At 41.5% G+C, this 14,275-nt stretch carries 9 protein-coding genes; 1 reads left to right on the forward strand and 8 read right to left on the reverse strand.

Annotation, left to right across the window (positions count from 1 at the left end; all coding sequences use genetic code 11):
* Positions 1-88 precede the first annotated feature (88 nt).
* The 8 genes from H8796_RS06245 to H8796_RS06280 form a co-directional block, all read right to left on the reverse strand.
* Entirely contained in the window at positions 89-991 is a 903-nt protein-coding gene (locus H8796_RS06245; protein ID WP_117937476.1) for a glycerophosphodiester phosphodiesterase family protein, read from the reverse strand.
* Between the two features lie 27 nt (positions 992-1,018).
* Complete coding sequence (locus H8796_RS06250; RefSeq protein WP_117937422.1) at positions 1,019-3,247, reverse strand: fimbrillin family protein; 2,229 nt, start codon at positions 3,245-3,247, stop codon at positions 1,019-1,021.
* 17 nt (positions 3,248-3,264) lie between these two features.
* The gene (locus H8796_RS06255; protein WP_117937424.1) at positions 3,265-4,164 is read right to left on the reverse strand and encodes a fimbrillin family protein; all 900 of its coding nucleotides are present in this window, start codon (positions 4,162-4,164) and stop codon (positions 3,265-3,267) included.
* 22 nt (positions 4,165-4,186) lie between these two features.
* Complete coding sequence (locus H8796_RS06260) at positions 4,187-5,647, reverse strand: right-handed parallel beta-helix repeat-containing protein (protein ID WP_117937426.1); 1,461 nt, start codon at positions 5,645-5,647, stop codon at positions 4,187-4,189.
* Between the two features lie 51 nt (positions 5,648-5,698).
* Positions 5,699-7,474, reverse strand: coding sequence for a RagB/SusD family nutrient uptake outer membrane protein (locus H8796_RS06265; protein WP_117937428.1), 1,776 nt, complete (start codon positions 7,472-7,474; stop codon positions 5,699-5,701).
* A gap of 12 nt (positions 7,475-7,486) precedes the next feature.
* Positions 7,487-10,483 (reverse strand): SusC/RagA family TonB-linked outer membrane protein, encoded by a 2,997-nt coding sequence (locus tag H8796_RS06270; RefSeq protein ID WP_117937430.1) that lies wholly within the window; start codon positions 10,481-10,483, stop codon positions 7,487-7,489.
* Between the two features lie 30 nt (positions 10,484-10,513).
* A complete protein-coding gene (locus H8796_RS06275; protein ID WP_117937432.1) occupies positions 10,514-11,689 on the reverse strand; it encodes a glycerophosphodiester phosphodiesterase family protein in 1,176 nt (391 codons plus the stop codon).
* A 201-nt stretch (positions 11,690-11,890) separates the two neighbouring features.
* On the reverse strand, positions 11,891-12,988 hold the full coding sequence (locus tag H8796_RS06280; RefSeq protein WP_004316154.1) for a family 43 glycosylhydrolase: 1,098 nt from the start codon (positions 12,986-12,988) through the stop codon (positions 11,891-11,893).
* Between the two features lie 282 nt (positions 12,989-13,270).
* Here H8796_RS06280 and H8796_RS06285 point away from each other — a divergent pair, with 282 nt between their 5' ends.
* Positions 13,271-14,263, forward strand: coding sequence for a glycoside hydrolase family 43 protein (locus H8796_RS06285; RefSeq protein WP_004322309.1), 993 nt, complete (start codon positions 13,271-13,273; stop codon positions 14,261-14,263).
* Positions 14,264-14,275 lie beyond the last annotated feature (12 nt).

The following is a 14,275-nucleotide window of genomic DNA, read 5'->3' on the forward strand; positions in this document are numbered from 1 at the left end:
GATAAAAGCAACACAGATAACGTCTGTTTATATCATCGACGTTATCTGTGTGCCAAACAATACATTTTACCTCATTCTCTTCAGACGATTAATCATGCAATCCCTTTTTTCTCAAATAATCCAGCATGAATCCCGGACGATCAGTCTGGAGAATCCGTGCCCCTAGCTCTTCAATCAGATATCCATAGTTTCCATCCGGATCTTTTAAAGCCTGATCGTCTTCATGCCCTCCCGCAAGAGAAGCCCACAACGTATTGTACCAGATCCGACTCTTTCCCAGAATAATCGATTTCACTTTTCGAGGCAAAGGGCTGGAAGAATCCGAATAAACCAATTCGAAGGCAGCAGGATGCAGCTGTGTCATATAGTCCCTGACCTTCTTTTCACCATCTTTTCCGTCAAGTCCTATCACCGGTATGTAAATCACTTTATCCAGATAATCGCCAAACTCACGTTTGACAGTTTCCACCGGCTGGCTTCCTTTCATTATCACCAAACTGGCAGTTCCGGTTTTCTCGAGTACAGCGTATACCTCGTCAAACACAGAATACGCCTTATCCAAGTTAAACATAATCTGACCTTTGCCTGCCAGCAATGCCTCTTCCAATGTTGGAACAGTATGTTCCGTCAGATTTCCATCCTTATCTTTCAGTTTCAACTTCTTGATTTCTGCCAATGTATAATCTTTAATCAATCCTTTACCATTGGTTGTCCGGTCTACACGGTCATCGTGCATCAATATTAATTGTCCGTCTTTAGTCTTGTGAATATCAATCTCCACAATATCCACTCCCATTTGTATGGCACTATCAATTGCCGCTACGGAATTTTCCGGTGCACTCCGCCAGTTCCCCCGGTGTGCCACGACTAACACCTGCTCGGACTTCGGATCTAAAAATGCCTTACGGATCGTTTCTCCCCGTTGTGCAAACAATATAAAAGGTTGCAAACAACAGAATATCCCTAACCATATCAGTTTATAGTTTTTCATTGTCATTCGTTTAAATAAATTGTATCATTATTCTTGATAAGCTCCCGGCCACATCGCATTTTTATCACGCGGATTACCCAACTGGTCAGTGGAAAAAGCATCCATCTCTTCCAACCATTTTCCAAACTCCTCACCTAAATTCTGGAAAGGACAACTATCCGGTTTAAAGTCGGTTGTGATCGCATTCTTAACAGCGTCGGCAGCAGTCCGGGTAAACTCATTCACATTCCCGTCCCAAGTATAGACAGAACGATTGGCATCCCATACGACATTTAAAGAGCTAATCGTACTGTTATACTTATCAAATTCTGATGTTGTAAACTTGTTGGTTGATGCAGGCATGATCGTACCGCCCATCAGATTATACCCTTTGGATGTCAAATGGCGAGTATCATCACCAGACATTTCAACAACCGGATTAGCTGCATTTTTATTCAGGATGATATTATTCATCAAGAATGATTGCCGGGCCGGCCAGGATTCACAACGAATAACAGCCCCGCTATTTTGAGCACCATCCTCGATAATGGTAGAGTTTACAATCAACATACTCCCCGCGCCGTTAATGGTTCCATCTCTACCACTATTATTGGTAACAGTTGTATTATTCATACATAAATGACCGTTTGACATTTGAATAGCATAACCGAACTGTCCGCCTTCATTGCCTGTAATGGAGCAATTATTCATAAAAAGAATACTCCCACTGTCATTGACGCGAATTGCGCCTCCACGCGAAGATGCCTTGTTGTTTCTCAACTGCACATGATTTAGTTTGGCTGTCCCCTTATACATGAATATACCGGAACCACCAGCCTCACCTGAACCATTTACTCCCGCATTATAGCACTTTTCAATGATACAATGATTCAACTGTAATGTTGCATTGCCACTGCTACCATTCGCAATCAGGAATCCACCGCTATAGCCATTTATTTTCTCATTGGGATGATAACCGCAAGAGAACGTACAACCTTCAAATGTAATATCTATCTGGTTTCCTAATGTAAACAAGGAATAATCACCCGCATCCGCAATGCCGTTATTATTTGCATCTCCTGTGAAAGTAGTCAGATACCGGACAGGATCACGCTTGCTTAAATCCTTCCGGGTACTTTGAGGATCATATCCACCCACAACCTTTATTTCGACTTGTTTGCTATATCCGCTATACTCTATTTTCAGACCGGCTTCCTGATCTGCTATCAAATAGGTACCGCCTGCCACATAGATATTCTTACCATCCAATTTCTTAGCATTCGCAGTCGTGATCGCACTGTTAGTGTTAGTTCTCAATAAATTGCGTAACCCGTCTACTCCCATTGCATTATCCCAATCCATACCGGTAGCATTCCCTGTAGCATGCTCTTTCACATAATAAGCGTCCAATTGCAATTCCGTTGCATCTCCCCCATTGATTGTACCAGTCTCCCATGGAGTGACAATCGGCTCACTCAATCTAATGACCGAACCTTCTACTTTCAAAGTAAATTCATAACAAAATCCGGCCTTTATTGCAGGAATGCCCGGCAATACCAGATCTTCCCCCTTGTAATTTAAAGAAACGAAAGTACTATTAGGATTTGCAGCTCCCGGAGCTACGATCGCCGTATATTTACATCCGCTTTGTCCGGCTTTCCCTCCTTCAGGAATGGTGACATACGGTGAAACAAGTGCAGTTCCCGATGAAACATTTCCGTCCGTATATCCCTGATAGGAACCGATTTTAACTCCTAGAGCTTTACTTTGTGAGTCTATATCGTCCAATGTCATGATAACTTTCGCCATTCTCCGGTTCATATTCAGATGAAGGACACCTGATCCCTCATTCATAGCATCTTCTACTGTGCAAGTCATGTAGTCTGCGCTCGCCAGATTTTCCAAACTCTGCTGATTAATAGGAAGAGAGAAGTTGGCTACGCTTGTTCCTTCAGTCACCGGATAAAAGGCAGAATAAGTAACAGGTTCATTTCCCCACCTAAGATAATAGTTATCCGTAGGAGCCCATTGCCCTCCAGACAACATATAAGTCACACTACCATCTTCGCAACTCAACAGAATCTGGTCTCCATTATTAAATTGCATTTGCTGTTCATTTGTTCCTGTAGGATTACTACGGGTATATGCAGCATCAATAACAGCATTGATCTTGATTGCACCGGAGTCTTCATTGAACACGGCTATCTCTTTATCCGTATCACAAGCTGCCATACCCGTTAATATACATGCAGCCAATATATGTTTAGTAATTTTCATAACTCATCTCCTCCTTTTTATTTCTGATCGATAATCTGACCGGTTGCCCGATATTTCATTTGCATGGTAGCCAACCGTGCCGTTTCATTTACATTCAGTGTCAGCGTATGCTCTACTCCCTTTTGCAACTCAATGGGCTCTTCGGCAGTCCATATATACAATTTTCCGTCATAACTGAAATTGACAGAAAAGCCTTCTATTATTGTTTGCGGGAGAAGAATGCATTCATACCCATCCGTACCCTTATAGGGGGCGATAGTTGTAGCTACGGCATCTTCCCGTGGAATGACTACCGGTTCCGGCACTGACAAATCACAAATACCACCCGCTATTGTACCATTTACAGCCATATCGCCCAGTTTACTGATCGCCGCATCTTCCATACCATTATTTACCGTCACTTTTATAATCAGCTTGCTCATGGCATGATCCAAAGTAACTTTCAATCTACCATCTGCGGTGAGATCCTGTTTCGGATCAACCATTGATTTAGTCAACAGGAAATCAGAAGCAATCACATTTTCTTCAGTAGTTTGGTTGCTTTGTATGTTGATAGCTAACGGAGTGTCTAAACTAGCTTCCGAAATGTAAGGAGCATACGCCACTACTGTTACCGGAGTTCTTGCATTATCCCAAAGCATTTGTTGCCCGTCCGCCGTATTCCAGTCATTATTAGATTTTACCATTTGCGAATTATAATCATAAGCAATGTTTTCACTGTTATGAATGATCAGTCCGAAACTCTCCAGATTACTTGCATCATATCCGGCACGTGACACAGGAGCCTTCACTTCTGTTACAACACGGATTATATGATCTTCGGGGAAGTTGCCGGTCGGCTGCGTCCCGTCTTCAATGTTTGAACAGCCTGTCAGACTAATGACCAAAGCGGTCATTATATAAAATTTGTTTTTCATATCACAATTACTTTTTAAAGATTCAGTTGGACAATACAGCATCATAAGCTCCCATTTGCATCTTATCAGGATTGCGTGTCACGCCACGCTGATCCAATCCGAAAGCATCTTCACCCATCCATTCCACGAATACCTCACCTAAATTAACCATAGGAGAAGCAGCAGGATTGAAACTTTTCACAGCATTGATTACAGCTTGTTTGGTAGCATAACCACCCACCTGTCCGATCTGGTCAATATTCCACTTATAAACACCCTCTTCCGTCAGGTTGCCATTCACAAGGGTAGGATAAGCAGTATCAGAAACGCCCATTGTGAAATTATTAACTCGCTGATACAAGTTATATCCCATGGAGTAAGCTTCTTTATTCGCTCCGTTCAAAATGAAGCTTGGAGCGGTAGAATTCTCGGAAATCAACAGGTTATTAATAAACTTAGTATCACCATCAATAGAGGTTTCACATCGAAAGGCGCCATACTCCTGATCAATATCATGCCCTACAATCGTACTATTAGCGAGCATGAAACTACCTCCCCCGTTTAAAGCAGCACCTTTTCCCGGATTTCCGACAATGGTTGTGTTATTCATACAAATATGTCCCGATGATATCTGAATACCGACCCCAAAAAGTTCTCTTACTGAATTGCCAGTTATCAGGCAATTATTCATAAACACAACAGCCTTATTGCTGTTACACCGTATTGCTCCGCCACGGCTATCCGCCGCATTATCCAGGAACTTCACATTGTTCAGTTTCGAGCTCCCGGAAGCAATAAGAATAGCTGTACCTCCCGCTACTCCTCCTTGCCCGTTGACAGCTTCCGTTTTACAATCCCTGATAATACAATCCGTTAATTCGACAGAGGTGCTATTGACGTTACCATTGATATAAATTCCGCTACCACACTCGTTAGACTTGGCATCATTATTAGAAAGGTACCCATATTGAAAAGTAACTCCTTCAATCCCAATAATCCCTCCTTTCACCAACAATAATCCGCAATCACCGGAATCAGCCTGATTATTACCGTTTACATCTCCGCTGATCACTGTCTTATACGTATCAATACGACGATTAGTCAGATCTGTCCCTTCGCTCAACAAACTATATCCTCCTTTGATCGCTTTAATGTCTTTGCGGATAATCACCCCGAGTCCTCCGGTCTCGGACATCACATATTTTCCCTGACTCATGTAAATAGTACTCTTGGACAGATCGATAGATCCACTCAATAATTTGCGAAAACCAACTACATCCATTGCCTGATCCCATGAAGTACCATCCATGTCCCCTTCACCGAATTGAGTTACAAAATAACTCTCCAGTCCTTTTTGCAAGATAACTTCTTCGTCCAGATCATCATCATAATCAGTAACCATCGGAGGATCGACCATCTCATAATCTTCCTGACACGCCTGGCTCACTAAAATAGTGAAAGCCAAAAGTCCAATCTTTGATATTGTGAGCAACTTATTTTTCATTTTTTTTATTTTAAACTTGTACACTAGATTCAAATTATTACAGTCCACTGCTTAACGGGCAATATCCGGATAACCAGGATTCTGTTTCAGATATTCATTCTGCTCCAATTGGGTCTGTGAAAACGGGAATAATTCATAATGAGTATCTGCATCCCGTTTCTTGTCCCACCATGCATCCTGAAATCTTCCGAAGCGGATCAAATCCGTACGACGACGGCTCTCCGCAAGAAATTCCCGCCCCCATTCATCAAGCATTTCTTTTAGATCAAGTACCACGTTACCTTCCGGCTGATAAGCGATATCTGCAGTAAAGTTTTCATAGTTGCGTTTACGCACGCTGTTCAACAGCTTGCCGGCCTCGCCTGCCTGTCCGAGACGAAGCAGGCATTCCGCCTGCGAATAAATAATCTCCGCCAAACGGATTTCCGTATAATCCGACTCTATAAAATATCCTCCATCAAACGGATAGAAAGGATACTTCACACAGTAAAGCCCCGAGTTGAAATCTCCGTTTCCCAGTTTAGACTCCTGATAATTCGGGTTGGCAATATAACCGGATTCTGCGTTACCTTCAAAACGTCCCACTTGATCAAGTAGGTAAAGGACATATTGGTTATCCGGATTCTTGGCATATCCCCCACTTATACTGGAATTAGCGATTTTCCCTTCCATGAAGAACATACCTTCCCGTGTATTATTACTCGTATTTACATATTGTTTATAACGTTTATCGCCCGCATACTTGGCGAATTTCTGCGTAACCATGCCCAATTCATAATCAAACAATGCACGTGGTTGCTGGTTATTATAACTTGGCGAAAGTGCATATTTGGGATTTCTGCTGCCATTTCCTTCAATTTTCAGGTATTTCTCACAACCATAAGGAAGAGCCCGTCCGTAAACAGTTCTCTTGTCATTTTTCAGATGCCAGCTAGTCAATCCATAAGAACCGGGAAAACCGAGGATTACTTCATTACACATTTCATTATTCCAGTCAAAAGGTTCGTACCAGTTATTAGCGATTGCATAATAGCCGAATTCTCCTCCGGTGATACGCTCACACATATCAATACATTCCTGCCATTTAGGCTGTCCAATCCACTTTTCCGCATTCAAGTAAAGACGCACCAGCAATGCAGCAGCCCCCGCTTTAGTAAATTGTCCTTGTTGACTGCCATTACCAGATTGTCCGATTTTGGAAGGTAAAGCCGCCAGACAGATATCTCTCAACTCGCTCTCGATAAAATCAAACATAACCTGTGGAGATACCTGCTTCCGGTTTTCCGTCTGTTCATTGACCGCTTGGTCAGAAGTCGTAGTTAAGATACAGTTACGGTAACTATTAAGCAGGCGAAGATAACAGTAAGCTCTCATACAACGTAGTTGCGCTTTAAAACTATCAAACTCACTGTCACTTAAATTAAATTTAGAAGGATTCAATTGAGACAAATCATCCAACACCAGATTACATTGACCAATACCGCCATACATGCCTTCCCATTCATTTGTCCAGTCTTCCTGATTAATGTCATCATATTGATGATAATGATATTTTTCCCATTTACCGCCATCATACCACCAAGTTCCCCGGGTAGGCGTTATCAACTGATCCCCTGTCAGCTCTTCGTGTTCATGACGTCTGACAATGGATTCATAGATATGCTCAAACGGACGAAAAACAGCGTTGATAACATCCTGTTTGGTATTATAATAGTTTTGAAACATGACCTGATCATACACCGTTTCCGACAGATCTGTACAGGATGGCAAACTAATGACTGTACCTGCCATTATCCCTAATCCAATGATATATTTTGTTATTTTCATAATCGTCTTTTATTAGAAACTTACTTGTAATCCTAAAATAAACTGAAAAGCAGACGGATAATAGTTATATCCTCCTCCGAAAGTACCCGGTGTCAGTCCGTTCACTTCGTAGGTAGAAGGATCTACACCGGTAAACTTCGTAAACGTATAAAGATTGTTGGCCGTACCGAACAAACGTATCTTTTCAATATATTTCTTATTCAGGTTCATGGTATATCCTAAAGTGACGTTGTCTATCTTCAGATAATCACCCGGTTCTATGAAATAGTCGGTAATCACATTCTTACCTGTCGTGATATGTGCATTCTTCGAATAAGCGGTCGTCAACTGGTTGGTAGTCATGCTCTGCAATCCGAAATAGAAATCATGCACGTTGAATATATCAAACCCGGCAGCACCGCGGAGGGCAACAGACAAATCAAAGTTCTTATAAGTGAAGTTATGCGTCATAGAGCCGGTAAATTTCGGCAAACCGTTTCCGGTCACAGACTTATCCTCTTCCGTACCTTGGGCTACAGGAATCACATTCCCCTTTTTATCATAAATCAGCCAGTCACCTTTTTTATCCACTCCTGCATAACGATATGTAAAGTAGTTACCAATACGTTCTCCTTCTTCAATCCGCTGCAAATATCCCGGATTATTTGGATTCGCCATGCTACAGGTGGAGTAATATTTTTGTCCTTTATATATATCGTTGGAAAAACTCACAAACTTATTGTTATTAGTAGCCCCCACTAATGTGAAACTATAAGTGAAATCCTTTGTCCGGACAGCATTTACTGTAACATCAAGTTCGAAACCGGTATTACGTAATGTACCTACATTGGTATAGATGGTGGAGAACAAGTTAGGTGGTACCGGTACAGAATAGTCTCCGAGCAAATCACTTTGTTTACGATGGAAATAGTTAAATGAACCGGTCACTTTGTGTGAGAAGAGTGAGAAGTCCAAACCCACATTCTGATTATGTCCTTTCTCCCAGCGCAATTCCGAGTTCGTATTTTTGCTCGGTCCCCATACATGAAAACGGTTACCATTGTATTGATACCAACCGAAAGCCCGGTAAGTAGCCAGAGAATTGTAATTTCCTATTTCCTGATTACCGGTGACACCATAATCATAACGCACCTTCAAGTCATCAATCCATGGAAGCCCTTTCATAAACTTCTCATCCGAGATACGCCAACCGACAGATACAGCCGGGAAATTACCCCATTTATGATTCTCGCCAAAGCGGGAAGACCCTTCGTGACGTAAAGAGAAAGTAAACAGATAGCGTTCTTTCCAATCATAATTAACACGTCCGAAAAAACTGATTAACTTATGGTCATTCTTATAGGAGCCCATCATTGTTTTTCCATCTTTTGCCGCTTCCAGCCCGGAACCCAGATTATTATAGGTCAATCCATCCGAAGAGAAATTCCAGTTTTCAGCAGACATTCCGGAATTTACACCATAATTATAGCTATACCCCACCATTGCACGGATCTGATGGTCCTTGATACGTGTAGAGAAATTTGTTACCCATTCCAGATTGTTTGTCGTACTTTTGTCGAAGTCACGGCTGGCTTTTCCGGTGACACCATCATTTACGTTAGAACCATAAGTAGACGGTGTAAACCATCCGTTAAATTTATCAACTTGATATTGAGAAATAGTGACCTGCGACTTCAATACCATGTCCGGATTCTTCGGATTAAACAGAGGCAGCAGATTAACAGCAGCCGTAGCATTCCATTCCAGCAACTTAATTTCCGTACCATTCTCTTCTTCATTCAATTGCTCTACGATATTAGAACCTTCCGTTCCACTGGGAAAACGATAGTATCCATTAACCGATTCCGAATCATAAATAGGCATTGTCGGATTGTTTTTAATAGCATTGCTATATACATTGGCTGATTTGTTCCGGTCGATAACACGGGGAGTTATATTAGCAGAGAACGTGAATAGCCCGTCTTTGGTTGTATGGTTAATATTGGCACGTGCTCCATATTCACGACGATCGGAACGCAAATCAATACCACGGGCATTACGATAGTCGGCAGTCACCCGATAGTTGGTTCTGGCATTTCCTCCGGAAAAAGTCAATGTATGCATGTGAGTCACCCCCAATTGAGTAACGGCATCAAACCAGTCTGAATCAGCTCCCATATCGGAAAGCGGATTAGACACTGTGCGATAAGCACGGTATTCTTCCGCATTCATTATGTCGAGTTCTTTTTTAGCTTTATTAAAAGTTACGGAAGTACTATAGGTTGTATGAACCTGTCCATCTTTGGTCCCTTTCTTTAGATTAATCAGGATAACCCCGTTACTACCCCGCGTACCATAGATCGCAGAAGCAGCACCGTCTTTCAATACATCAATCGATTCAATATCGGCAGGGTTAATATTCGTCATATCACCTCCCGGCACTCCGTCTACCACAATTAACGGTCCTAAACCTGCATTACGGGAAGAGACACCACGAATCTGAATACTTCCTTGATTGTTCGGATCGGCCAGAGCTGTGTTAGAAACCGAAACGCTGGAAACTTTCCCCTGCAAAAGCATGGAGGCATCGAGGCTGGATATCTGATTCAGATCTTTCGCACCTATATGCGAAATAGCCGAAGTCATTTCTTTCCGTTTCATCGTACCGTAACCCACCACTACCACTTCATTCAAAGCGGTCGATTCTTCTTTCAATACGATCTTCAATAACTGGCGGTTTTTAACAGCCACTTCTTGTGTTTCATAACCGATATAAGACACTTTCAGGTGTCCATTCTTAGGTACGTTCACCAGAAATTTACCGTCTATATCTGTAATAGTACCCTGTTTCGATTCTACGACTACTACGGAAGCGCCAATAACTGGTTCGCCCTTTTCGTCCGTCACCGTACCTGATATCTTACTTTCCTGCTGAACTTCCAAAGAAGCTCCCTTTACCTGTATACCGGAAAACAGTATCAGCAGTATACCTAACAGACAGGTACACGTTTTGAAATGAATATTCTTCATAAATAAATGATTTTATGTTAGATGATAAAGTTAACGCAATCCTCTTGCTTGTAAAGCGGAGATTAATACTTCCGGTGCATCTGTCTGTATCATACGTACTTCAGGATAAATCTGAAGAAGCTCATCCAGATAAGTCGCATTTATATCATATTCAGGTATTAATCCGGATAATACATGAAGCATATTGACTGTAGGAATCATCCCCTCACTGATAGCAGTCCCTATGGGAGTACTTTGTCCGTCGGGAGCATAAGAATATTGCACGAAATAATTTCCCGGAAGCCCAACCAGAGGTTTGTAAGCGCTTTGTGCCCATGTGTACACGTGTGCCTTTTTAGAAATAGACAACACTTCTTCTGCTTTCTGGCTACTGTTACAATAGAAAAAGACTTGTTCCATCATATCCAGTTCCTTGACAACATTCATCACCTCTTGGGTAGAGGCTGTACGTGGAGAATAATCCAGATTGAAATATATTTTTCCACGCCCTGCTTTCAGAAACTCTTCCAATGTGGGCATCTTCTCATCGGTCACCCTTCCATTCCGGTCCAACAGATTATATTGCTGAATTTCAGCATAAGTCATTTTCGTAATATCCCCTGTGCCGTTAGTCGTAGCATTGATTGTCTGGTCATGGCACACCATAACTACTCCATCGCTTGTGAGATGAGTGTCACATTCAATCACATCCGCTCCTGCATTGATGGCAGCTTCTACAGCAGATACCGAATTTTCGGGAATAGTCTTGTCTGTTGTATGAGAGCGATGCGTCATAGCCCATACCATTTTGTTATCTGCATCCCTGAATTGCTTCATGGCTTCTGTCAGCGCCAATAGGTCGTAAATACGGATCCTTTTCTGTACTACGCGCTCACCTGCTGTCACTAACATCGTGTAGTCACCACTTTGTGTATAAGCATGAGTGATAGGCGTAGCAGCTTTCCCTTCCTTGACCGTTCCGTCACCAAAGTCAACAGTAATGTCAGTATTACTATCGATATTGTTAAACACCACTTCCACTACCTCTTTCAGCATAGCACGGGTGCTCGTTTGCAGATAAGGATTCTTTTTTACGGGATCATCATCTGAACATGCTATAAAACTAATTCCGCATAAAATAATTAAACTGTATGCATATTTTATAGCCAGTAATTTTAAAATTCTTCTCTTTATAAGAAGAAAGGACAATAGATTTTCATTTCTCATTGCGCGTTTTACATTAGTTGATTTATTTAATAGATTACGTTGCAAACATAAGTAATACGCACTAAAAAAAAGGAAAAAAAACATTCAATAAAAGATGAGAATTTTTCTTTTCGTGAAAAAGAAGACCATTTAAATAAGAAAAGAAAGAAACGGGCTCTTTTGAATAAAACGGGCGTATTGCAAAAAGTACGCCCCCTATTTTCATTTGCGTTCAGGAGTGCCTGACGGTTTGCGAAGCGGGAATCCTTCTTTCTGCGGAATTCCTAAAACAGGGATTCCTTCCTTATCCCACTCTATTTTCTGCATACGCGGCGTCCGGCTATCCAAAACAAGCATATCATACAAACTCTTGCGGGCGTGATAAAGCATATACCATTCCTTACCGTCAGGTGAAGGAATAAAACAGATACTACCGGGTCCATATACATGATTTTCCGGTGCTTGCTTAAACACAGGCTCCGGTGCCTTTTTCCAAGAAGCCGGATTCAGCAGATCGCTGTCAGTGTCGGCAGTCAGCAGTCCTACACAGTAGTAAGGAGTCCAATTACCACTTGCCGAATAATAAATCAATAACTTATCTTTCTTCAAAGAATAGAAGAATTGCGGTGCTTCATTGACACGAATCGGATAGGCAGTTTTATTACCATCTATACTGATCCACTGACATTCCCATTCATATTCTGGTTCGGAAATCAAAATACGGTCAGAAGCCAGTGTCCATGGGTTCTCCATTTCGGCAATATAAATACATTGATTTTCCTGATAAACTCTACGTTTCTGCCATCCACACCAGATTAAATAACGCTTTCCTCCATGTTCAAAAGTACTGGCATGAATTGCCCAATTATTATCTTCATCAGTTGATATTCTTCCCTTCATGACAAATTCCCCTTTCATCGGGTCAGCAGACTCATTCTCAAGCACATAAATCTGACGATTATCAATATTTCCATCATCCGCACAACAATAAATATACCATTTATTATTAATGTAATGTATTTCAGGTCCCCAAAGATGAAATGCGTTTGACGAATTTTGAGGTACCCACACATCTTTCTGGGATGCTTCCGCCAACCGGGTTATATCATCTGTTGCCCATAAAGTGATGCGGTCGCTCATACTTTGGGTATAATAATATATTCCGTTATGGAATACCGCCCATGGGTCTCCTCCTCTTGACAAAAGCGGATTCGTATAAACAGGTACGGAATCGAGGTCTACCCGCTCATGTGTTTTTTTATTCTGACCGGATGAGCAACCCACTAAAAGAATAAGGAGAAAATACAATAAAATTCGCATAGTAATACTTATAATATATATAAATAATAGCCTGTTAAATGACCAATTAAGAAATTCAAGACAGATACAACGAAAATGGGACGGCAATATATAACAAAAGTGTTGAACCTGCAAACAAAGAAAGTGAAAAAACAAATCAAAACAGCCCTTTACAAGCAGCAATATATGAAATAATTATTTTTCCGGCAATTTGGTTGATTCTCGCTATTTATTGGCAAATAATCAACCTTTATTTCATTTATTTTTCATCATTTTTGTGGCATAACTTTAATATTTATAGACATGAATTCCAAAATAGTATTCTTTTTCATGATTATGTGTTGCTGTTCAGTAACCTTATTTGCTCAAACAAATACGGGCAAAAAACAGACAAGTACTAATCCGGTTTTTGACGGTTGGTATGCAGATCCCGAAGGAGTCGTTTTCGGTGATAAATACTGGATTTATCCGACTTATTCAGCTCCTTTCGAACAACAATTGTACATGGATGCCTTTTCTTCCCCAGATTTGGTACACTGGAGAAAACACCCGAAAGTCCTTTCTGTCGAAAATATCAGCTGGTTAAGGAATGCTTTATGGGCACCTGCCGTGATAGAAGCAAATGGGAAATATTATTTCTATTTTGGAGCAAACAACATATATCATGAGAGTGAAGTGGGAGGTATAGGTGTGGCTGTAGCCGATCGTCCGGAAGGTCCTTTCAAGGATGCGCTCGGAAAGCCGCTGATTGGCAAGATCGTGAACGGAGCGCAACCTATTGACCAGTTTGTATTCAAGGACGATGACGGTCAGTATTATATGTATTACGGCGGTTGGGGACATTGCAATATGGTGAAGATGGGATCTGATCTAATCAGTATCGTACCTTTTGAAGACGGAACAACTTATAAAGAAGTGACTCCGGAAAATTATATAGAAGGACCTTTTATGCTTAAACACAATGGCAAATATTATTTCATGTGGTCAGAAGGCGACTGGACAGGACCCGATTATTGTGTAGCGTATGCCATTGCGGATTCGCCTTTTGGTCCGTTCAAAAGAGTCGGAAAGATTCTGGAGCAGGACACTAAAATAGCTAATGGTGCCGGACATCATTCCATTATCAAAGGTCCGGGAAAGGATGAATGGTATATTGTCTATCATCGCCGCCCTTTGGGTGAAACCGATGGGAACTACCGCATTACTTGCATTGACCGAATGTATTTTAATAAAAACGGTACTATCAAACCTGTAAAAATGACCTCCGGCGGAATAAAAGCCAGACCACTGCGCTAACCTGTTATTTAT

The sequence above is a fragment of the Bacteroides sp. M10 genome, from assembly GCF_014334015.1.
Taxonomy (GTDB): domain Bacteria; phylum Bacteroidota; class Bacteroidia; order Bacteroidales; family Bacteroidaceae; genus Bacteroides; species Bacteroides intestinigallinarum.

Bases quoted from the DNA above. Each gene is read 5' to 3' on its own strand.
- H8796_RS06245 (WP_117937476.1), bottom strand. From the start codon at position 991: ATGAAAAACTATAAACTGATATGGTTAGGGATATTCTGTTGTTTGCAA.
- H8796_RS06250 (WP_117937422.1), bottom strand. From the start codon at position 3,247: ATGAAAATTACTAAACATATATTGGCTGCATGTATATTAACGGGTATG.
- H8796_RS06255 (WP_117937424.1), bottom strand. From the start codon at position 4,164: ATGAAAAACAAATTTTATATAATGACCGCTTTGGTCATTAGTCTGACA.
- H8796_RS06260 (WP_117937426.1), bottom strand. From the start codon at position 5,647: ATGAAAAATAAGTTGCTCACAATATCAAAGATTGGACTTTTGGCTTTC.
- H8796_RS06265 (WP_117937428.1), bottom strand. From the start codon at position 7,474: ATGAAAATAACAAAATATATCATTGGATTAGGGATAATGGCAGGTACA.
- H8796_RS06270 (WP_117937430.1), bottom strand. From the start codon at position 10,483: ATGAAGAATATTCATTTCAAAACGTGTACCTGTCTGTTAGGTATACTG.
- H8796_RS06275 (WP_117937432.1), bottom strand. From the start codon at position 11,689: ATGAGAAATGAAAATCTATTGTCCTTTCTTCTTATAAAGAGAAGAATT.
- H8796_RS06280 (WP_004316154.1), bottom strand. From the start codon at position 12,988: ATGCGAATTTTATTGTATTTTCTCCTTATTCTTTTAGTGGGTTGCTCA.
- H8796_RS06285 (WP_004322309.1), top strand. From the start codon at position 13,271: ATGAATTCCAAAATAGTATTCTTTTTCATGATTATGTGTTGCTGTTCA.